The 22,562-nt window shown below is 38.0% G+C and carries 13 protein-coding genes and 1 tRNA gene; 5 read left to right on the top strand and 9 right to left on the bottom strand.

The features are described 5' to 3' along the window. Positions 1-132: 132 nt before the first annotated feature. The 5 genes from dnaE to J0871_RS02145 all read left to right on the top strand — a co-directional run bounded on the left by dnaE (position 133) and on the right by J0871_RS02145 (position 7,844). The gene (dnaE, locus tag J0871_RS02165) at positions 133-4,524 is read left to right on the top strand and encodes a DNA polymerase III subunit alpha (RefSeq protein WP_208223054.1); all 4,392 of its coding nucleotides are present in this window, start codon (positions 133-135) and stop codon (positions 4,522-4,524) included. A 308-nt stretch (positions 4,525-4,832) separates the two neighbouring features. Beyond that, positions 4,833-5,150: a thioredoxin gene (gene trxA / locus J0871_RS02160; protein ID WP_075325050.1), complete on the top strand. Its 318-nt coding sequence runs from the start codon at positions 4,833-4,835 to the stop codon at positions 5,148-5,150. A 102-nt stretch (positions 5,151-5,252) separates the two neighbouring features. Further along, the gene (locus J0871_RS02155) at positions 5,253-6,185 is read left to right on the top strand and encodes a DUF58 domain-containing protein (protein ID WP_208223052.1); all 933 of its coding nucleotides are present in this window, start codon (positions 5,253-5,255) and stop codon (positions 6,183-6,185) included. An 87-nt stretch (positions 6,186-6,272) separates the two neighbouring features. Continuing rightward, positions 6,273-6,346 (top strand) — tRNA-Asp (locus J0871_RS02150). Between the two features lie 241 nt (positions 6,347-6,587). After that, the gene (locus tag J0871_RS02145; protein ID WP_208223050.1) at positions 6,588-7,844 is read left to right on the top strand and encodes a site-specific integrase; all 1,257 of its coding nucleotides are present in this window, start codon (positions 6,588-6,590) and stop codon (positions 7,842-7,844) included. Positions 7,845-7,933: 89 nt separating this feature from the next. Here the strand turns inward: J0871_RS02145 and J0871_RS02140 are convergent, their stop codons facing one another. From J0871_RS02140 to J0871_RS02100, 9 genes are all read right to left on the bottom strand, one after another. Then, positions 7,934-8,695 (bottom strand): VIT1/CCC1 transporter family protein, encoded by a 762-nt coding sequence (locus J0871_RS02140; protein WP_208223174.1) that lies wholly within the window; start codon positions 8,693-8,695, stop codon positions 7,934-7,936. Between the two features lie 132 nt (positions 8,696-8,827). Beyond that, on the bottom strand, positions 8,828-9,382 hold the full coding sequence (locus J0871_RS02135) for a hypothetical protein (RefSeq protein WP_208223048.1): 555 nt from the start codon (positions 9,380-9,382) through the stop codon (positions 8,828-8,830). Positions 9,383-9,821: 439 nt separating this feature from the next. Then, complete coding sequence (locus tag J0871_RS02130; RefSeq protein ID WP_208223047.1) at positions 9,822-10,817, bottom strand: OmpA family protein; 996 nt, start codon at positions 10,815-10,817, stop codon at positions 9,822-9,824. 240 nt (positions 10,818-11,057) lie between these two features. Beyond that, positions 11,058-13,361 carry a glycoside hydrolase family 3 N-terminal domain-containing protein gene (locus tag J0871_RS02125; protein ID WP_208223046.1) on the bottom strand — a complete coding sequence of 768 codons (2,304 nt, stop codon included), beginning with the start codon at positions 13,359-13,361 and terminating at the stop codon, positions 11,058-11,060. Positions 13,362-13,363: 2 nt separating this feature from the next. Then, complete coding sequence (locus tag J0871_RS02120) at positions 13,364-14,656, bottom strand: glycoside hydrolase family 30 beta sandwich domain-containing protein (RefSeq protein WP_243870366.1); 1,293 nt, start codon at positions 14,654-14,656, stop codon at positions 13,364-13,366. 172 nt (positions 14,657-14,828) lie between these two features. Further along, the gene (locus J0871_RS02115) at positions 14,829-16,556 is read right to left on the bottom strand and encodes a SusE domain-containing protein (RefSeq protein ID WP_208223044.1); all 1,728 of its coding nucleotides are present in this window, start codon (positions 16,554-16,556) and stop codon (positions 14,829-14,831) included. Between the two features lie 18 nt (positions 16,557-16,574). After that, on the bottom strand, positions 16,575-18,023 hold the full coding sequence (locus J0871_RS02110) for a glycoside hydrolase family 30 beta sandwich domain-containing protein (RefSeq protein ID WP_208223043.1): 1,449 nt from the start codon (positions 18,021-18,023) through the stop codon (positions 16,575-16,577). Positions 18,024-18,033: 10 nt separating this feature from the next. Further along, on the bottom strand, positions 18,034-19,521 hold the full coding sequence (locus J0871_RS02105) for a RagB/SusD family nutrient uptake outer membrane protein (RefSeq protein WP_208223042.1): 1,488 nt from the start codon (positions 19,519-19,521) through the stop codon (positions 18,034-18,036). A 10-nt stretch (positions 19,522-19,531) separates the two neighbouring features. Next, the gene (locus J0871_RS02100) at positions 19,532-22,462 is read right to left on the bottom strand and encodes a TonB-dependent receptor (RefSeq protein ID WP_208223040.1); all 2,931 of its coding nucleotides are present in this window, start codon (positions 22,460-22,462) and stop codon (positions 19,532-19,534) included. Positions 22,463-22,562: the final 100 nt, after the last annotated feature.

The following is a 22,562-nucleotide window of genomic DNA, read 5'->3' as shown; positions in this document are numbered from 1 at the left end:
ATATCGTTAATAAATCCTGAAAAATTAACTTGAGGCTGCGCTAAATTATATGTAATTTTAGCCTCGAAGCAGGTGTTTTTTCTTCTGAAATAAACATCTCATATTCAGCTGAATTCCTAATTTTCGCCGCACATGTACCTTATTTTTGATACCGAAACTACCGGTCTTCCCAAACGTTGGGACGCTCCTTTAACTGATTCTGATAACTGGCCAAGATGTATACAAATTGCCTGGCAGTTGCATGATGAAATGGGGCGGCTTGTAGAAAGTCAGGATTACCTGGTAAAGCCCGAAGGTTTCAATATTCCATACGATGCTGAAAAAGTCCACGGAATTTCTACCGAGCTTGCTGCGGAAGAAGGTATTTCCTTAACTGAAATGCTGGAAAAATTCCAGGAAGCGCTGAATAAAACCAAATTTGTAGTAGGGCAAAATGTAGGTTTTGACCTGAATATTATGGGGGCCGAATTCCATAGGGAAGCGATGGAAAATAACCTTCAGGAGTTACCGGTTTTGGATACCTGTACTGAAGTAACCGCTCAAATGTGTAAAATTCCCGGTGGACGTGGCGGTAAATTTAAATTACCCACCCTAACCGAATTACACGAATTCTTATTCGATGAGCCTTTTGGCGAAGCCCACAACGCTACTGCCGATGTGGAAGCAACTACAAGGTGTTTTTTAGAATTAGTGCGTCAAAGAGCTTTTACAAAGGAACAGCTTGATGTACCTGCAGATTATTTTGAGAATTTTTCAGAAGCTAATCCGCAGCCTATAGAGCTTATTGGATTAAAACACATTAACCTTAAAAAGGCTTCTGAAGAAATAAGAAAAAGGCTTCAAAAGCAACAACCTACTTCAGAAATCACTACTGAAGAAATCGAGGAAAACCTCGAAAAGCTTGATGAGGTTCCGTTCTCTCATTTACACAACCATTCCCAGTTTTCGGTTTTACAGTCTACAATTAGTATAAAAGATCTCGTAAATGTTGCTGCCGAAAATAATATGCCTGCTGTAGCGCTTACAGATCATGCAAATATGATGGGCGCTTTTCATTTTGTAAAAGAAATTGGCGATTATAATAAAGCAATTAGAGCAAAAAATGAAGAGGCAATTGCCAATAACGAACCGGCAGAAGCCAGGGAATTAAAAGCTATTGTAGGTTGTGAATTTTTTGTATGTGAAAATCACGCCGATAAATCCCGAAAGGATAATGGCTACCAGGTGGTGATGCTGGCCAAGAACAAAAAAGGTTATCATAACCTGGCAAAAATGTCTTCTAAAGCCTATACCGATGGGTTTTATTATGTACCGCGAATTGATAAGGAAATTATAAAGGAGTACAAAGAAGATATTATTGTGCTTACCGGTAACCTTTACGGCGAAGTGCCGAGTAAGGTTTTAAATGTTGGAGAACACCAGGCTGAAGAAGCTTTACTTTGGTGGAAAGAAGAATTTGGTGACGATCTTTACATAGAAATCATGCGTCACGACCAGGAAGATGAAAACCGTGTAAATACGGTGCTGGTAGATTTTGCAAAAAAGCATAATGTAAAACTGGTGGCTAGTAATAACACCTATTATTGCGCGAAAGAAGATGCTAATGCCCACGATATTTTATTGTGTATAAAAGATGGGGAGAAACAGGCGACGCCAATAGGTCGTGGTCGTGGTTACCGTTATGGTTTGCCAAACCAGGAATATTATTTTAAGAGTGGCGAAGAGATGAAAAATCTCTTTAAAGACCTGCCTCAAGCCATTAGTAATGTGCAGGAGGTTGTAGATAAGATTGAGCCTTTTGAGCTGGCTCGTGATGTACTTTTACCTGCTTTTACCATTCCTGAAGAATTTTTAGTTGAGGAAGATAAAAACGATGGTGGTAAACGTGGAGAGAATGCCTACCTGAAACATATTACTTTTGTTGGTGCTAAAGAGCGTTACGGGGAACTCACTCCCGATATTGAAGACCGACTTAATTTTGAGCTTTCCGTTATTGAGAATACTGGTTATCCGGGATATTTCCTTATTGTTGAAGACTTTATTCGCGAAGCTCGAAATCTTGATGTTTCGGTTGGGCCCGGGCGTGGTTCAGCGGCGGGAAGTGCGGTTGCCTACTGTTTGGGAATTACCAATATAGACCCCATTAAATACGATCTGCTTTTTGAGCGTTTCCTGAATCCCGATCGTGTGAGTATGCCCGATATTGATATTGACTTTGATGATGAAGGTCGAAGCCGGGTTATGGATTATGTAATTCAAAAATACGGTGCCAACCAGGTTGCGCAGATTATCACCTACGGAACGATGGCTGCCAAATCTTCCATTCGGGATACCGCCAGGGTTCTGGATCTTCCTTTAGGAGATGCCGATAGGATTTCGAAATTGATTCCAACCATGTCCAAGCTCGGGAAGATCTTCGGAATGGATGAGAAGGAACTCAAAAAGAAATTCAGGAGTGAAGACCTGGAAAAAGTAAACGAACTTTTAAATATTGCTGAAGGGGATGACCTGGAAGCGCAAACCGTTAACCAGGCGAGGATTCTTGAAGGCTCGGTTAGAAATACCGGGATTCACGCTTGTGGGGTAATTATTACTCCAGGAGATATTACCAATTATGTGCCGGTTTCAGTAGCAAAGGATTCCGATCTTTATGTTACGCAGTTTGATAACTCGGTTGTAGAAAGCGCCGGACTACTAAAAATGGACTTTTTGGGGTTGAAAACGCTAACCCTAATTAAAGATACGGTTCAAATTGTAAAAGGCAGGCATAATATAGATTTGGTGCCCGATGAATTTCCGCTAGATGATGAAGAAACTTACAAACTTTTCCAACGTGGGGAAACGGTAGGGATTTTTCAATATGAATCGCCGGGAATGCAGAAGCATATGAAAGATCTTAAGCCAACGGTTTTTGATGATCTTATTGCCATGAATGCATTGTACCGTCCCGGGCCAATGGAGTATATTCCGAGTTTTATTGCACGTAAGCACGGCGATGAGGAAATAGCATACGATTTACCCGAAATGGAAGAATATCTCCAGGAAACCTACGGAATTACCGTTTACCAGGAGCAGGTGATGTTACTTTCGCAAAAGCTGGCAGGCTTTAGTAAAGGTGAAGCTGATGTTTTACGTAAAGCGATGGGTAAAAAGATCTTCGCTTTACTGGAACAATTAAAACCAAAATTTTTGGATGGTGGTGAATCTAAAGGGCATCCAAGAGACGTTTTAGAGAAGATTTGGAAAGACTGGGAGGCTTTTGCGGCCTATGCTTTTAATAAGTCTCACTCTACCTGTTATGCCTGGATTGCTTATCAAACCGCTTATTTAAAAGCGCATTATCCTGCGGAATACATGGCTGCGGTGCTTTCTAATAATATGAATGATATTAAGCAGGTTACTTTCTTTATGGAAGAATGTAAGAGAATGAAGCTTGATGTACTTGGGCCAGATGTAAATGAATCATTTTATAAATTTTCGGTAAATAAAGATTATGCGGTTCGGTTTGGAATGGGAGCTATTAAAGGAGTAGGATCGGGTGCGGTTGCTACTATTGTGGAAAACCGAAAAACAGAAGCCGGGCCGTATAAATCTATTTTTGATATGGCGAAACGTATTGATTTGCGTTCGGCTAATAAAAAAGCTTTTGAAAACCTGGCCTTAGCGGGTGGTTTCGACGGCTTCGGCGATACACACCGCGCGCAATATTTTCACGATGATGGCGACGGAATTACCTTTCTGGAAAAAGTGATTAAATACGCAGCAAAATTCCAGGAAAATGAGAATTCCTCACAAGTGAGTCTGTTTGGGGAAGCCAGTGAAGTCCAAATTCCGGAACCTGTGGTGCCGCCTTGTGAAGAGTGGGGCACTATGGAAAAACTGAGAAGAGAACGGGAGGTGGTAGGAATCTACATTTCGGGTCACCCACTGGACGATTTTAGGTATGAGATGGATTATTTCTGTAACTCCAAGTTGGGAGAATTCAATGATCTGGAAAGATGCGTAAACCGAGACCTTACGTTTGGTGGGGTGATAAGCGATGTGCAGCATCGGGTTTCAAAAATGGGTAAAGGCTGGGCGATGTTTAGTGTAGAAGATTATACCGATACTTATGAGTTTAGGATGTTTGGTGAGGAATATTTAAAATTCAGGCACTTTCTGGTTCCAAATTCATTTGTGCATATCAAGATCTTTGTAAAAGAAGGCTGGACCAATAAAGAAACCGGTAAAAAGGGAGAACCAAGAATTCAGTTTAACAACATTTATTTGTTACACGATGTGATGGATCAATTTGCGAAAAAACTCACAATTCAATTGGATATTGCGGATCTCCATGAGGAAAAAATCAACTGGTTTAAAGATGTTTTTAGAACCCATAGAGGTGACCATAAACTGAATTTTGTGGTGTATGAAATGAAAGAACAGGTAAAATTACATATGCCAAGTAAGAAACAAAAAGTGAAAATTTCGCAAGAGCTTTTACATACTTTGGAAGATGAACAGGTGATGTATAAGTTGAATTGATTTCAGTATTCAGTAAGCAGTTGCAGTATGCAGTAATATGTTTTTTAAGGCCACGAATGCACGAATATTTATTTTTCACTGCTCACTGCTCACTGCCAACTGGAAACTGATTTTTCCGGTTAGGGATTGAAGCAAGCTACCGTGTAGCGCTGAAAGCCCGACCCCGCGCTACGAGCGCGGGGAAACCGCCAAATAAACGAGTTGAATAAGCGTATAATTAAATACAATATCGCTTGTGTAAGGAAAGCAAAAATATTTGACTAATTTTACACTTTAATGATAATAACAGAAATTAAAAATAGATAATTATGGCTATTGAAATAACTGATGCGAATTTTGAAGAGCAGGTACTAAAAAGTGACAAACCTGTAATGGTAGACTTTTGGGCTGCATGGTGTGGACCTTGTAGAATGGTAGGACCAATTATTGAGGAAATTAGTACTGAATATGACGGGAAAGCTGTTGTAGGAAAACTAGATGTTGATGCTAACCAGGAGTTTGCTGCGAAATACGGAGTGAGAAATATTCCAACTGTGCTTATTTTTCAAAATGGAGAAGTAGTAGGCCGCCAGGTAGGTGTTGCACCAAAAAATACTTACGCTGAGGCTTTAGACGAATTGCTATAATTTTTAGCATTTTATATAATTTGAAAACCCGGTCTTGTACCGGGTTTTTTATTGCCGGCTTTTTAGTTTTAAAACACCAGCTTTTATTTATCTTAGTACGGAATGGATTTAAAGGAAGAAATATATAGTTCGGCGGCGGGGTTTACCCAGTTAGAACTTTTGGCGAAACAGGTGGTAGAAGGTTATATTTCGGGAATTCATAAGAGTCCGTTTCACGGGTTTTCTGCAGAATTTGCCGAGCATAAGATTTACAATAACGGCGAAAGTACCAAGCATATAGATTGGAAGCTTTTTGCTAAAACCGATAAGCTCTACACTAAACGCTACGAAGAGGAAACCAATTTGCGCTGTCATTTTATTATGGATAATTCGGCTTCGATGCATTATCCTGAAGTGAAGAAATTTTCGGTAAACTCTCTTAATAAGGTTGGTTTTTCGGTATTATCTATAGCCAGTATAATGCAGATTTTAAAGCGGCAGCGCGATGCGGTAGGCCTTAGCATATATAGCGATGAATTTGAGTTTTACGCGCCTGAAAAAGGCAGTGATCGGCATCAGCATATGTTACTGGGCGCGTTAAATAAAAGCCTGGAGAAGAAAACAACTCATAAAGCAACTAAAACTTACACTTTTCTGCATCAAATTGCTGAAAGGTTAAAACGCCGTTCTCTGGTGTTTTTGTTTACCGATATGTTCCAGGCCGATACTGAAGAAGCAGCACTTTTTGAAGCTTTGCGGCATTTAAAATATAACAGGCACGAAGTTGTTTTGTTTCATGTGATGGATAAAAAGCGGGAATTAGATTTTGACTTTGAGAATATTCCGAAACGCTTTACCGATGTGGAAACCGGGGCCGAAATAGATCTTTATTCTGAAAATATTCGAGAAAATTACCAAAAGGCGGTACAAAAATATGTTGCTGACCTGAAATTGGAATGCGCTAAATATAAGATTAACTATGTAGAAGCCGATATTAATAAAAACTTCGATAAAATTTTGACAACCTATTTTGTTGAAAGACAAAAGTTTGCCTAATGGTATAAAAATAATGCTGAAAAAACTTTAAAAAAAGGTTTGTGTAATAATAAAACAGATGTATATTTGCACTCGCAATAAAGCAACGGTCTGGTAGTTCAGTTGGTTAGAATACCTGCCTGTCACGCAGGGGGTCGCGAGTTCGAGTCTCGTCCAGACCGCTTTTAAAGTATCAAAATATCCTAAAAAGCCTCAAAATCAATGATTTAGAGGCTTTTTTTATTCCCAAACCTTTCAAAATATCACAAAAAATGCTAAGTGATTGGTGCTGAATTCGGGGCATATTTTTTTATGAAAATATATGCACCTTGAAACTCCTAATGACCTGTTAATAAAATAGTTGCGACGTTTTTTTAACACTTAAATTTTATACCTTGAGGTGCATATTTAAAACAAGCACCGATGATCAACTCACTATTTATTACTTTTTATCCGAAAAAAACGACTTCCAATCAAAACACGAAAGCCGTTATTTACGCACGTCTTACATATAACAGTAAGCGCACAGATTTTACAACATCAAGAAAAATTGATGCAGGTAAATGGAATAGCCATACGAATAGCACCCGTGGGAATTCGACGGAGGCAAAAGCATTAAAAAGATACCTTGACGATATGCGAGCTTCCTTATATGATATTCACGATCGCCTTTTAAGAGAGGGGAAAAGAGTTTCTGCGAAGATTATAAAGGATATCTATATGGGCAAGGAGGAGAAGCAGTATATGCTGGTTGAAATTTTTCAGGATCATAATGATGATATGGAAAAACTAATCGGAAAAGGATATACCAAAGGAACTTTGCAAAGATATAATGCCTGTAAAAAGCATATTGAAGATTACATTAAGTATCGTTATAAAGTAAAAGACATACCCGTAGAAGATGTGGACCACCAATTTATTGTTGGGTTTAATCATTATTTAAAATCGGAAAAAGACTGTGCTCACAATACGGCCCAAAAGTATATCGTAAATTTTAAAAAGATCATCCGTATCGCTTATGCGAATCAATGGATAGAAAAAGATCCCTTTTTCCATTGGAAAGGGAGTTGGAAACCTTCCGAACGAAAATTTCTTACGGATATTGAAGTTCAGAATTTGGTGGAACAGTATTTTGAAATTCCGCGCCTGGATAGGATGAGGGATATTTTCGTCTTTTGCTGCTATACCGGTCTATCATTCTCTGATGTAGAAAAATTGAGCGCAAATGATATCGTTTTGGATTCAAAAGGTAAGCAATGGATAAAAACCAAAAGACAAAAAACCAAATCACTAAGCAGTGTACCTTTGCTTGATATTCCAAAAGCAATACTTGAGAAATATGCAGACCATCCCAAGGTAAAAATGGGGAAAGTAGTTTTGCCGGTTTATTCCAATCAAAAATATAATGCTTATTTGAAGGAAATAGCCAGCGTTTGCGGTATTAAAAAGAACCTTACCACACATTTAGCCCGTCATACATTTGCCACGACCGTAACACTATCTAAAGGTGTTCCTATAGAGTCTGTAAGCAAGATGTTAGGACATAGGTCTCTTAAGACCACACAGATTTATGCCAAAGTTTTAGATGAGAAGGTAGAAAAAGATATGGAAAAGTTGCAGGAGCAACTTAGAAAGGAGCAAGAAAAGAAGAAAAATAAAGAGAAGCCAGGTGAGGAATGAATTTTAATACAATGATCGAGCAATCTTTAATTTTTTGAAATAAGCAATATAGGAATAATATTTTATTCTAACCGGATTAAATAGAGCTCCTATAAAAACATCTTTTCCAGTACATCTCCTACGTAATAGGCAAGAAAAGCTGCAATTCCGCCTAATAATAAGGTTTCGAGAATTCCTATAATTACATTTTTTTCGGTTACCAAACTTTTTAGTGCTCCTACAATTGAAAGTGCAACTGCGGTAAGAATACATGAATAAATAAAAAGTTGAGAATTTATGTTGGAGGTATCATCACTCATAAATACATAAGAAAGTAGAGGAACGGCTCCCACTACTATAAAACTTATAAAGGTGACTCCAGCTGTTTTATACGGAGTTTTTTCACCTCTTACCATATCAAGCTCCTCTTTCATCATAGTATCTACCCACACATCCTTGTCAGCTGTTATTACTTCTACAACCTGCTCCAGTAACTCACCACTAAAGCCCTTCGCGCTATAGATCTCCCTTATTTCCTGAACTTCCTTTTCTCTTAAATTTTCAATCTCCCAATATTCTAACTGCCTGTGTTTATCAAAGTTATCTTTCTCGGCCTTGGTAGAGAAAAAATTACCTACAGACATAGAAAAGCCATCAGCAATTAAATTAGCTAACCCCAGGATGATCACTACTGAAATCCCAAGGCTAGCACCTTCGGCTCCGGCTACGACAGCGAAGGTTGTAATTGCTCCATCTATACCTCCATAGACAAATTCACCTATATATTCCTTATTGAAAAATAATTTTTTCCCACCTGAATGAAGAACCGCTTCATTTTTTGGAGATTGCTCTGGTGGTTTGTTATCTAACATCACAACTTCATAGGATTATTAAAGTTAACAGAAAAAAATAGAATAATCACGCTAATTGAAGAATATATAATCAGGTACATCTATGCATTTAGAGAAGTGTTAAGCCGACTTTTATAGAGAAATGAAAAAGTTCTAATTATTAGTAACCACTGAGAATTTCTTAAACTTATTTATAGCTTTCTGCAGTCGAGGCCGGTTGTAACGCTGAACTCCGATTGGGTAAACATTAAGTAGAATATTTAAAATGATTAGCCACAGAGATTGCTGAAACCCGTAATATATAATTACAACAATAGTAAACGCCAATACAATAAAAAAGATAATCAAATGTCCAAATTCAGATTGTCGAGTGTTGTATTCCAAATATTTTAATGCATCTAAATTCCTCTTTACGGGATTAGAAGCTTTGTTGAGTTTTTCCCATCCAATCCATACCAGTATTTTTCTAAATCCATGAATCCCAAACCATTTATAAGTCTTTCCCTCGTTCTCCCATTCCTTCGCATTGAAATATGTAGAACTTAATATTGGTTTCAAGATCTGAATAATGTAGGCAACGCCCATCATTAGCATAAAATTTAATACCCAGGCGAAAATGAAGGAATAAAGACCTTGCCATAGTGCTACTGTTAAAATGGTACAGACTACAAACAATATGATAAAACTAAATTTAAAATATTTATTCATAGTCCACTTTATGCTTTATTACTTCCTGGCAAGTTTGATTTGAAGTCTTACCTTTCAAATATAGATGGATAAAATAAAAAAATAGATTTTTTAAAACTCTTTATGGTGCTAAGCCCTATAGGATTTCCATTTGCTGAATAATCAATAGAAAATTGTCATCAAAACAAATTATAAAGCATAGTAAGGATAAATTCAACTAGTCCAAAAAATGAACTAATAGTAAACAGATAGACGACAAGCTATTCCTCTATGCCAAGATTTTAGATGAGAAGATAGAAAAGGATATGGAAAAGTTACAGGAGCAATTTGGCTTTTACAGGACCAAAATGAAGGTGAAGCCAAAAGAGAGTCGAGGATTGAAGAGTAGCGAGCGGAGTAGGTAATAATCCCATTTCATTTCAAATTTTCAAAATATCTGCCTTGTTGGAATATTCGTCAATTAATTTAATTTTTTTACGAGTTCTGTGCGTCTATTAAGAGCCTTGCCTTCATCGGTGATATTTGAAGCTTTTGGAGATAGAAAACCAACTCCATCGCTGGTTAATCTTGAGATTGAAATTCCATAGTTTTCGGTTAATTCGTTTACTACAGCGCGGGCTCTTTCTTTAGATAGTTTAAGATTATATTCCGGGCTTCCATCCATATCTGTATGTCCCACTACATAAAGAGAGATTTCAGGATTTTGTTCTAAATATTTGGCAATTTCAGCGATTACCGGCTGGGATTGTTCTTTAAGATTAGAACTGTTAGAATCAAAATTAATTCCATAGATAGTGGCGCTTCCTTGCATTTCTATCTCCTTTTTGATAAAATCCGGATTTGCTGAAACTTTACCGGTTTCTGCTGTTTTCTCTTCAATGATGTCTATATGATACAGTATTAATTCGTTGCTATGTCGCTCCCCATATTGAGCTATGTAAACATTTCCTTCAGGATTTTGGATTTGACCTACGATGCCAAATGTGCCTCCAGAACTACTGGTGCCTTTAAATAATAGATTTGCAGCCGAATTGCTCCCAAAACTATTTGGGCTTAAGGCTGTTCCAATCCAACCTCCCATTCCTACTTCCCCTTGTGGTTTAGATTGTGGATGAGACCCTTTTGCCAGGATATTTATTCTTGCTTTTTCTAAAGCCTGTAAATTATCCTGATATACTTCAGTGATAGAAAGTTCTTCTTTAGACATTGGAAGGTAATAGGTTATGCGGGTAAGTTTGCCTGAAACTGTATCTCTTTCAGCGATATAGCGGTATCCGGTGACCGGTCCTGTGGCCAGGCCATATTCTCTAAATTTCTCTACCTCGTAACCTGCAATATAGGCTCCGGGGTATCTGGTTATCATAGGATGATCTGAACTGCCCTCTAAATCCTGCTGCGAATACAGGATTAAAGAAAGGCCTGAAAAAATCAAAAATAAGATTAGTAAGCCTTTCATAAGAAGATTAAATTAAATATTAAGTAAGTTAATTTTGGTTAGCTAAAATTGCAACTGTGAAAAATAGGGGATATTACCAGGGAGAGTAGGTGGTGGGATAAGAATTAGATTTTAGTACATTTTGTATATGTCTTAAATGGGGCATTTGGTAACTAAAATTAGAGCAAATAAAACCGCTATAAAGATGATTTTGAAAAGCATTTTTATAGCGGTTAATTTTTTTGAATTATCTAGTTTGATCTATTCCACTATTTTAAAAGTCTGTTTTAAATCTTTAATCATTAATTCAAATTCACCAGGTTCAATTATAGGCTCTCTGTTTTTATTGAAATAAGCTAAATCTTCGGCTTTAATAGTGAATGAAACAGTTTTGGTTTCTCCAGGGTTTAATTCTAATTTGGTAAACATTCTCAAACGTTTCACATCAGGTGTAATACCCGTAGCATAAAGATCGGAAGTATAGACTTCAATTACTTCCTTCCCCTTTCTCTTACCTTTATTGGTTATTTGGACTTTAATATTAATTTTTCCTGTCTTATTGATAGAAGTTTTATCTAATTCTAGATCTTTTACTTCAAAATGGGTATAACTTAAACCGTCTCCAAAAGAAAATTGTGGATTATAATCAGCCTCATAATTATAAACTCCTTCAGCAGCAGTTTGTTCTTCCGAGGGTTTATGGATGTAGGGGATAAGGGCATTTGGATATCTTGGATAATTATAAGGAAGTTTTCCAGAAGGATTCACATCTCCAAAAAGGATATCAGCCAGGGCATCTCCTCCATAATTCCCGGGGAGATAGGTTTGAATAATTCCATTTACATTTTGCTCAAACTTGCTAATAATACGTGGTCTACCTTCATTTAGAATTAGGATCACTGGTTTTCCAGTTGCTGCAAGTTCTTTTGCTAGTTCAGTTTGGTTATCGGAAAGATATAGATCATTTAAATCTCCTGGTTTTTCAGTATAGCTGTTTTCGCCAACGCATAGCAAAATATAATCAACCTCTTGTGCAGCTGCTATTGCTTCTTTAAATTGATCTTTTTCATCTTCATAATAATTCCCGTCCATTACATAATTGACTCCAGGAAAATAAGCTACTTTATCTTTTCCAATTTCATTTTGAACAGCCTCGAGAATGGTGTTATATTGAGTGGCGAATTCCTCTGTTTTCTCTCCCTGCCACGAGTAGGTCCACGCGCCGTTTAAGGTACGCATCGAGTTTGCATTAGGTCCTGTAACAAGAACCTTTGAGTTTTTATCCAGAGGTAAAACCTCTTCTTTGTTTTTCAAAAGTGTAATTGATTCCGCAGCCATGTCATAAGCGGCCTGTTCAAATTCTTCACTTCCAAATTTTGGATAATTTTTATAATGAGTAACCGGGGTTTCGAATAAATTAAGTGCAAATTTCACCTTCAATATTCGCCTTACGGCATCATTGATTCGTTCTTCTTTTACTTCTCCATCCTTTACTAAGTCTACTAAATTATCAAAAAAACGCTCGTATTCATAAGGAACCATCGACATATCTACCCCGGCATTAATAGCCATTTTGATAGCTTCCCGGTCACTGGAAGCTACGCGATCCCTGCGGTGTAAGTTTTCGATATCAGCCCAGTCAGTAACGACCAATCCTTCAAATCCGAGTTCTTCTTTTAGAAGGTTTGTAAGAAGGTCATAATTAGCGTGTACAGGGACTCCATTAATAATTCCCGAATTCACCATTATTGTATGGGCTCCAGCTTCAATAGCCGCTTTAAATGGAGGTAAATGATATTCGCGTAAAGCATCTTCAGGAATATAGGATGGAGTTCGATCTTTGCCAGATGTTACCGCGTGATAGCCTAAGAAATGTTTTAGTGTTGAAGCTAGATGTTCAGGATTGCCAATATTATTATCTTTTCCTTCATAGCCGTTGATCATGGCAACTCCCAGAACGGAGGTCAAATAAGGATCTTCCCCAAAAGATTCCCACATTCTCGAAAATCGGGGGTCCATTCCCAGATCTAATACTGGGGAAAAATTCCAGGAAATACCACTTGCACGTGTCTCATAAGCAGTAATCGCTGCTCCTTTTTCCACAAGTTCCGGATTACGGCTTGCTGCCTGAGCTATTTGCTGCGGAAACATGGTGGCACCCGCTGTGTAAGTTGCCCCATGAATTTGATCTACTCCGTAAATTATTGGAATATAAAGTTCATTTTCAGCTTTGTTGATATCCTGAATTTCATTGATTACTTCATACCATTTTTGACGAGTCAAAGCACGATTATTGGCTGTATTTAAGAACGAGCCAACTTTGTATTCAGAAACTGCTTTTCTCACTAATTCTCTATCTAAATTAAAGGGTTCAAAACTGGAATATCTGTTTTCTCCCTCCCCAATTACATCAAGGGTTACCTGGGTCATCTGTCCAACTTTCTCCTTTAGACTCATCTTAGAAAGAAGTTTTTCAACTTTATCAGAGACATCTTTTTCCTGGCCAAAGGAAGTTGCAGCAGTTGCGAATAGAATTACAAGGGATAGAATATAACTTTTGGTCATAATTATAATTTTAAGGTTACTACGGCTTCTGCCGGAAGCTTTACAGTTTTTGATTCATTACCAATTTTCAACTCAAGGATTTTTTCCTTTTCTGCTTTATTTTGTACAATTAGCACAATCTTTCCTTCTGGCGTTTTGAATGCTACATTTGGTAATTCCTCAATTTCATTTGAAGAAATCCTTATAGATCCCGGTCGTACAAATTTTGATGCTTGAGCTATTATATAATAGGCTGGTTCCCTCGTAACCGAATCGCCAGAAATAGTAAGTGCTCCCAAACACCGGTCACAGCCACCTCTATCTGTATGCGGTTTCTGGTTTTCATCAGCGGCAAGGTTCCATTCCAAAACATTGCGACTCCAATTCCTGGTTGCTCCAATAATTAGGTTTTCAGTATGCCAATCCATTTCTTGAGCAAAATCGCCGGGAGCACCAACCCATTGCTCAGTAAAATAAAGGTTCTTATCTGGATGGGCCTCGTGTACTTTAGAAAGGGCTTCAATCTCTCCTCCATATAAGTGAAAAGCAGAACCGTCTATATATTTGGCAGCTTCAGGATCGTCTAAAATAGAAATAGGGTAATCAGGACGATCGGCATTATGATCATAAAGAATAATCTTGGTTTTAATATTATTTTCTTCAAAAATGGGCCCTAGATGATTCTTTATAAATTCTTTCTGGGCTTCGGCCTTCATCAATAGACTCGGATTATTCCCGGGGTGTAAAGGTTCATTCTGAATAGTAATGGCATTAATAGTTATTCCTTCCGCTGCCATAGCTTCAATGTATTTTACAAAATACTTGGCGTAAGCCGGGTAATATTCTTCTTTAAGGCTTCCACCTCGAGTATCGCCATTATCCTTCATCCATACTGGTGGTGACCAGGGAGAGCCTAAAATTTTTATTTCCGGAGTTATTTCAAGAATTTCTTTTAAAACCGGAATTAAGTTGAGGGTATCGTTGGCCAAACTAAATTGTTCCAGCTGCTCATCGGTTTCTCCTTCCGGTAGATCATTATAGGAAAAAGGAGCTTCATCCAAATCTGATGCGCCAATACTTAATCTTAAATAACTTACTCCAATTTCGTCTTCGCCAGTTCCAAAAAGTTCCTGTAACAAATCTGCTCTTGAGGAATCGGTCATGTTATTAAGGTGCAAAGCACTTCCACCGGTAAGAGTATAGCCAAATCCATCTATTTCCTGATAAGTTTGTGAGGAATCTATTGTAATAGTAGCGTCAGCCTCCTTTATTTCGACCGACAGGTCTCTTTTTTTAAGTAAGTTTTGTTTATCCAAGCTGGTTACCCAAGCTTCAATTTTTTTTTCAGATTTGTCATTCTGATTACAACTCGTAAGAATTGAAATCACTAAAGCACAAAAGAAAATTCTTTTTGCTGAATATAGATATTTCATATGATGTAGAGTAAAAAGGCCGGAAAACTCCGGCCCGATATTAAAATATGGCTAATTACTGACTTATAAATTCGTAGGTTCCGGTAGCATAATCATCGGTCACTTCAATATTGACCTCATAGGAACCAGAATTGGTGATGTTTACAAAATTTTCACCGCCGTTATTGGTCATAGTCCCGGACATAGCTTCCGGATCATCGGCTCCAAACTGAATATCCCATGGGGAATTGAACTTCATATGATAACCGGCTTCCAAATCTTCCGTCAGAGTAAATTGATATGGGTGTACGTAAGTCATTAGGAATTCATCCCGATCATCCCAGGCACCATTTGCTTCGTCCCAATGAAAAAGTTTAATATTATAATATTTCCAGGTCGCACTACCGCTTTCAAAATTTAATGCTAGATCGTAAGCCTGATCACGAGCCACGGTAAACCCTTCACCACCTTCTACAAGATTAACGTTTCCAAAAGCAGAATCGCCGTCAGGGTTTGAAGTTTCACCGACTAAGCCTTCAAGTGAATAAACAGTTCCCGAGCCATCTTCTGCACTATTTAACTGATAAGTTATTCCAGCTTGTAATGACAGATAATTAGGAGCATTGAACGTATTTTCATCTTTTTCAAATTGAATTATAGGCTCTCCGCTAGAAAGTAAATAAAGGCTTTCAGGTGTTTCTGATGGGGGAGTGGTATCAGGCTCTTCACCTATTAGGCTATAAGTGTAAGTATTGCTTTGTAGGTTTACGTTAACCGTGTAATTTCCCGGTACTGCCAGAGCTAAATCTTCAACATTAATTCCAGCTGTCTCAGCCTGAGATTCCATATATAGTTGATCACTTGTTCCCTGGACCTGTTTAAAAAGATAACCCCAGTCTTCATTTAATCTAAAAAGAAAACCACCGGCTGCAGGTAAATAAATTTCCTTCTGCCATTCGCCATTTCCTATATAATCCAGAGGTTCATCACCACCCCAACCATTCGGGATAACAGCTCCTACTATACTTAATTTTTCAATCTGCATAAGATCGTAGGTGTTATTTTCAAAATCAAAACTTAAGCGGTATTCTCCACTTTCATCAACACTAATTCCAGAACCATTCTTTACCAGGTTACCCTCGCTTCCGCCATAAACATGGGCAGGAAGCTCGTTATTACTGAATACCCTAAAGGTTTCCCCAGCTTCCAAGTGCGTATAGGCCTCAAAAATATAGGTGAGGTTACCCTCGCTATCGGTTAAGGAGCGGGTGGGAAGTGCTCCCGAAAGGTTAGTTCCAACTTCTGTAGCCGAACCACTTATAAATAGTTGCTCTGGTTTATATTCCGTTTCAAAACGTGAAATACTTATTTTTTGGGTGTCCAAAGATTGCTTATCGATACTTTTAGCGATAACTGTCATTTCTACCTCTACATTATTTCCCGCTTCAAAACCAGCATAGGACAAAGCAAGATCCAGTTCTGCAGCATTGAAAACTACACGAGTTGATTTCCCTCCATTTTCAGAGACTTTACTTAGAATTGGATTTTCATCAATTCCACTCCCGGTTGAGTCTATTATAACATCATACCTTACCTGATAGCGTTCGCTAGAAACTGCAGGTTCCCAGGTGAATTCATATTCTTCGATAGGGGCATCTTCGTCCAGACTAATGGAGCCTGGGCTTTCGAGTAAAGGTTCACTTAATTCCCATTCTCCAAGAGGAGCAAGGTTGTCTTCTTCCTCGCAGGAAATCATTAATGCGAATGCCGTAAAAGCGGTAAAAAGTAATTTTATTTTTTTCATTATTGAAAGTTTTTTAGTTTAAATCCAGGTTAAACTCGTAACAGATTTTGATTGCATATTAAGTTTAAAGCTCTCTCCGGAAATATTTACCGATAATTCGCGTGAGCTATCTGATTCATTTAAGACTATTAGTGCGATGCTACCATCTTCATTTTGGAAGGCAACATTGGATATCCCTGAGTCTGATTGCGCTTCAGAAGAACCGATTCTTTTGGCTCCAGGACGTACAAATTTTGAAAAATGTGCCAGTGCATAATATTCTACATTCTTAGTTATATTTCCAGAAGAGGAAACAGTAACAACGCCCCGGCAATCTCCACATCCATTATTAGTAGGGCCAAAATTTTCGTCTAAAGCCAAATTCCATAGTAAGGCATTTTTAGACCAGTTCTTTGTAGTACCAATAAAGATGTTTTTAATATTCCACATCAAATTATCTGAAAAATCTGTTGCCCACTGGCCACCCGAGATTTCAGTAAAATAAAGGCCTTTATCCGGAAATTCATTATGGATAGTACTCATAACTGAAACATCTCCAGCATATGCGTGGAAGGCAGTTCCTGCTATATATTGTGCAGCTTTATCATCTTCCAGAACTGTTCGGGGGTAATCAAGACGATCAAAATTATGATCGTAAGCTATGATTTTCGTTTCAATGGAATTTGCTTCGAAAAAAGGTCCAAGGTAATCTCCTATAAAATCGGCTTGTGCATCGGCTTCCATACGCATAGTAGGATAACCTGCCTCGTGGAGTGGCTCATTTTGTGGAGTTATGGCAGTTATGGCAATCCCATTTTCAGCATAAGCATCAATAAATTTCACAAAATAATTAGCATAGGTCTCATACCATTCCGTCTTCAAGCTACCACCATATAAAGATGAATTATCCTTCATCCAGGCTGGCGCACTCCAGGGACTGCCCATTATCTTAAGTTCTGGATAAACAGAAAGAATATCCTTAAAAACTGGAATTACGTGTTTTTCATCTTTTTCAATAGAAAACTGGTTCAATTCAGGATCTTCTTCTCCGGGCTGAAGATCGTTATACGTAAAATCTTCCAATGAAAAATCTGACGCTCCAATGGTCATTCGCATGTAACTAAGGCCAATTCCATCTTCTGGATCAAACAAATCTCTTAGTAATTCATTTTTTGTAGCATTAGAAAGATTGTCAATTAGATACGCTGATGAACCGGTAAGTGCGGCTCCAAAACCTTCAATTTCCTGAAATTGATTATCAAGATTTATTGAAATGGAATAGTTCGCCTCTTGCTCAATATCATATAGCTCTATATCTTCTTTCTGATTTAATAGTAGAGATTGGTCCCCGGTAGTTTGCCAGACTTCTACGCTTCCTACAACTTCTCCTTCAGTTTCAGGAGGAGCTGGTGGTTTATAATCTGGCTCACTATCACTACTGCAAGCCAATAGGCTAACAAGTACAAGGAGGATTATTATTTTTCTCATTTTTTTAGCTTTAGTAACCTGGGTTTTGTTCCAATTGTGGATTACGATTAATCTCATTTTGTGGGATTGGTAATAATGCATCAGTTTCTGAAACATTATAATCTACCGGTTGATTATTCCTTAGGTCTAAATCATCAACATTCTTCATAATTTGAACCATAAGATCATAACGAACTAAATCATCCCATCTGTTGGCTTCCTGGGCAAGTTCCAGCCTACGTTCTTCTAAAATAGCTCGTCTTAAGGCATCTCCATTTTGCATATCATCAGCGGTAAGCTCTGGAAGATCTACCCGCTCTCTGATGCTATTTACTTCGGCTGCGGCGGCATCAAGTTGCCCTAGCTCGTTCAGTGCTTCGGCCTTCATTAAAATTATATCGGCTAATCTTAAGATATAATCATTGTCTGCACTTGCCCAACCGCTAGCATTCCGCCATTTGTATGCAAATGGAACCTCGCTATTAATTTCATTACCCCAGTATTCATCAATCCAAGGCACTGCTTCAAAGAGAATGGTCGCATTTTTTCGAACTTCATCACCTTCTTCATTATATGCTTCTACAAGGTCTTTTGATGGAGTTACAAACTTTCTCCATGTATCTCCACTAATAGATGGTGGCAAATGCATTTGGGGCCCCCAGGTTCCTTCGTCACTACCCAGGTACTGAATTTCTAGGATAGATTCTTTATTGTTGTAATTGTTCCCGTCAAATAATTGGTCATAGTTATCTAATAGTTCATATCCTGCAGGGCTATTAATTACAGCATTTGCATGACTTAATACCGCTTCGTAATCAGGATTAGGTTTTTGAGCGTGTACCTTTGCTAATAATGCATTTGCCGCCCCCTTTGTTGCTCTAGCCTTATTTATACTGGCATCATTTCCATAAGTGTCCGGTAACAATAATTCAGCATCATTAAGATCAGCTATAATTTGAGCATATACTTCTTCAGCACTATTTCTAGGAATTCTAACTTCAGAAGGGTCGGTGGATTTTATGGTTTCCAAAATTAGTGGAACTCCACCCCAGTTTTTCACCAAATTATAATAGTGATAAGCTCTAAGGAAAAGAGCCTGCCCAATATATTCCTCTCGTTGATTTTCTGTAATACCTTCCTGAATTTGTGGCGCGCGCTCTATTACAAGGTTGGCTTTAGAAATAGCATTGTAAATAGAAGACCAGGCATTAAAAACCCTTGAGTTTGTGGTTGAAACATCAACGGCATCAAATTCAAATATTTCAGGATTATCACCACCTGCATAATAATTATCGGAACGAACGTCCTGGAAAATGATCTTATCCCATACATAATAATCATTGGATTGAAAAGATTCATAAACACCTGTTAGTGCAGCTTCCAATTGTGTTCCTGTTGAATAAGCATTCTCAGTGGTTTCCTGAGAAATAGGTCTAAGGTCTAATTGATCGTCACAGGAGAAAAGCCCAAATGCTAAGCTTAATCCTAAGATACCATTAATTATATTTTTCTTTGTCATGATTTACGATTTAAAAAGTTAGGTTTAAACCAACGATAAGATTTCTTGTTTGTGGATAAGTACCGTAATCTACACCCACAGCTGTGTTACTTGCTCCAAAGGCATTTACCTCAGGATCAAATCCTGAATAATCGGTAATTGTAAAGAGGTTTTCCCCGGTAGCATACAATTTCATCCTTGTAAGCTGTAATCTTTCTGTAAGACTCTGTGGAAGATTATAGCTAAAAGTAAGAGCCTTCATGCGCAAGTATGAACCATCTTCTACAAACCTGGTAGAAAGCCTGGAATTATCGGTGTTTCCTGACTCCGCCCTTGGAATGTTAGTGATATCTCCAGGTTCCCTCCAGCGATCCAATACTGCGGCTGATTGATTTTTAGAATCAATCATAGCTTCAGTTTCTATACGGGTTGCATTAAAAATATCATTCCCCTGAGAGCCTTGTAAAAAGATGCTTAAACCAAAATCTTTATAGGAAAAAGTATTAGTGAATCCATAAAAGAAATCTGGATTAGCATCTCCAATTATTCTTCTATCATCTGCAGAAGGCTCAAAAGTGGATTCGCCATTTTGATCTATATAAAAAGCCATCCCGGTTTCAGGATCAACACCACCCCATACATAACCATAAAATGAACCTAGAGCTTCTCCTTCTCTTACTAAGCTTACTTCACCACGGCTGGCTATACCACCGGCAAAAATTTCCTGACCCACAATATCTACAACTTCATTCCTGTTAAATGAAATATTTAGATCAGATTGCCAACTAAATTCCCCTGTTGTATTGATAGTGGATAGTTGAAATTCTAGACCTTTATTACGCAATTGCCCTATGTTTTGAATTGCATTATCAAACCCCGTAGAACGCGGAAGTGGAGCGTTTAGCAGTAAATCACGGGTGTTTTTAATATAGGCATCAGCTGTGAATTGAATTCTATTTTTAACCAGAGAGAGGTCTAAGCCAACATTCATTTGCTCGGACTCTTCCCATTTCAAGTCTTTATTGGCTATTGATGCCGGATATGTTCCGGGCATAACTACGCCACCAATTGGATAATTTCCACCACTACCAACTCTTCCAAAGTATGCATAGTTGCCAATTTGGTCATTACCTACAAGACCCCAACCAGCTCTTAGTTTCAATTCATTGATAATACTTGCGCTATCCATGAAGTTTTCCTGAGAAATCCTCCAACCCAAAGAAAAAGAAGGAAAATATCCCCAACGATTTTCTGGACCAAAATTACTAGATCCATCAGCTCTAAAGTTTGCAGTAAGCAGATATTTGTCATCAAAGTCATAATTCAGCCTGGCCAGGAAAGAGGCGTTAGCTTTTTCGGCTTTATCTGCAGTTGCAGCGATTAGCTCTGAACCTGCATTAGGTGTAGTGATCTCTGCACTGGCGAAATTGCGTCGTTCTAAAAAGCTATTTTCCCATTTATATTTTTGATAAACCGATCCTGCAAGAGCTTCAATTTCGTGCTTACCTAACTCTGTTTTATAAGTGAGTGTGTTATCTAAAATATAATAATTAGAGAGATTAGTTTGGTAAGTTCCAATACCATTCATTGCGCGACCATAACTGGTTCTAAAGGGATCTAGAAAATAATCATTTGTTGCACTACTATAATCAGTTCCGAAGTTGGTTTTAAACTTAAGACCTTCTAAAAGAGTAAATTCAGCATAAAGGTTACCCAATAATCTTCTATTTACATATTGACGTTGTGAGCCATCTGTTGAAGCTACAGGGTTTTCCCAATCCTGAAAAGGATTACTGGTAAAAGTTCCGTCTTCATTATAAATTCCAATATTTGGAGGAGTTGAAAGTACCCCTAACAACACACCACCACTATTTACACTAGCGTTATCGGCGACATCAACATCAGAATACTGGGTATAAGTAAGGTTTGTACCTACTTCCAACCAATCGTTTACCTGTTGTGAAAGATTTACTTTAAAATTATAGCGTTCCATTTCCGAACTTCTTACCGCACCCTCTTGTTTGGTGTAACCACCTGATAAGTAATAGGTAGTTCCTTCGGTTTTTCCAGACATAGACAGCTGGTAATTAGAAGAAAGACCATCCTCAAAAATCACGTTTTGCCAATCGGTATTTTGATTATACCTGCTCCAATCTGTATTACGGCCAAGTTCAGTCATTAAATCACGATATTGTTCGCTATTTAATACCGGTAAGGTGTTCCATACTTGTGAAACCCCTATGTAAGTATCAAAATTTAATTGAGGCTTTCCGCTTTTTCCTTTTTTGGTAGTAATTAATACCACTCCGTTAGCTCCCTGCGCTCCATATATCGCGGCAGACGAAGCATCTTTTAATACAGTTATATCCTGAATATCACTGGGGTTTAATGAGCGTGTATCAGTAGTTGGTACTCCATCCACCACGTATAATGGTTCACTACTGGCATTAATAGAATTTGTACCCCTAATACGAATACTAAATCCAGACGATGGCTTTCCTGATCCTGAAACCACTTGTACTCCAGCAGCTTTCCCTTGAATTAATGCGCCCACCTGAGTATTTGGCCTGTCATCCAAGGCTTCTTCGTCTACTGTAGAAATTGAACCAGTAATATCACGACGTTGCTGACTACCATATCCTACGACAACTACTTGATCTAGGGATTGGGAGTCTTCATTCAAAGTTACTTCTACAGCGGTTTTTCCATTCAACTCTACTTCTTCGGTAATAAAGCCAATAAAGGAAACCACTAAGGTGGAGTTTGGATCCGCCTCGAAAGAAAAATACCCATTAAAATCTGTTTGGCTACCGTTATTAGTACCTTTCACTACCACATTTGCACCGGGTAATGGAAGGTTGTTACTACCATCGATTACTGTTCCAGTAATAGTTTGGGTTTGCGCCTGCATAAAACCTGCACAAAACAGGCATAAACCCCAAAAAATAATATTAATTTTCATGTGTGTAATTAATTTAGTTCAACTTTAATTTTTAAGTTCCGATCTCTTTTTATCATATTCATATAATTAGGAGTTTCGAAAACGTTTTCTAGTTAATTTT

The sequence above is a fragment of the Salegentibacter sp. BDJ18 genome, from assembly GCF_017579965.1.
Classification (GTDB): Bacteria; Bacteroidota; Bacteroidia; order Flavobacteriales; family Flavobacteriaceae; genus Salegentibacter.
Note: the sequence above shows the minus strand (reverse complement) of the source record. Positions and strands in the feature narration are given on the sequence as shown.

Excerpts from the sequence above, each read along its gene's own strand:
- dnaE (WP_208223054.1), top strand. The coding sequence starts at position 133 with ATGTACCTTATTTTTGATACCGAAACTACCGGTCTTCCCAAACGTTGG.
- trxA (WP_075325050.1), top strand. The coding sequence starts at position 4,833 with ATGGCTATTGAAATAACTGATGCGAATTTTGAAGAGCAGGTACTAAAA.
- J0871_RS02155 (WP_208223052.1), top strand. The coding sequence starts at position 5,253 with ATGGATTTAAAGGAAGAAATATATAGTTCGGCGGCGGGGTTTACCCAG.
- J0871_RS02145 (WP_208223050.1), top strand. The coding sequence starts at position 6,588 with ATGATCAACTCACTATTTATTACTTTTTATCCGAAAAAAACGACTTCC.
- J0871_RS02140 (WP_208223174.1), bottom strand. The coding sequence starts at position 8,695 with ATGTTAGATAACAAACCACCAGAGCAATCTCCAAAAAATGAAGCGGTT.
- J0871_RS02135 (WP_208223048.1), bottom strand. The coding sequence starts at position 9,382 with ATGAATAAATATTTTAAATTTAGTTTTATCATATTGTTTGTAGTCTGT.
- J0871_RS02130 (WP_208223047.1), bottom strand. The coding sequence starts at position 10,817 with ATGAAAGGCTTACTAATCTTATTTTTGATTTTTTCAGGCCTTTCTTTA.
- J0871_RS02125 (WP_208223046.1), bottom strand. The coding sequence starts at position 13,361 with ATGACCAAAAGTTATATTCTATCCCTTGTAATTCTATTCGCAACTGCT.
- J0871_RS02115 (WP_208223044.1), bottom strand. The coding sequence starts at position 16,556 with ATGAAAAAAATAAAATTACTTTTTACCGCTTTTACGGCATTCGCATTA.
- J0871_RS02110 (WP_208223043.1), bottom strand. The coding sequence starts at position 18,023 with ATGAGAAAAATAATAATCCTCCTTGTACTTGTTAGCCTATTGGCTTGC.
- J0871_RS02105 (WP_208223042.1), bottom strand. The coding sequence starts at position 19,521 with ATGACAAAGAAAAATATAATTAATGGTATCTTAGGATTAAGCTTAGCA.
- J0871_RS02100 (WP_208223040.1), bottom strand. The coding sequence starts at position 22,462 with ATGAAAATTAATATTATTTTTTGGGGTTTATGCCTGTTTTGTGCAGGT.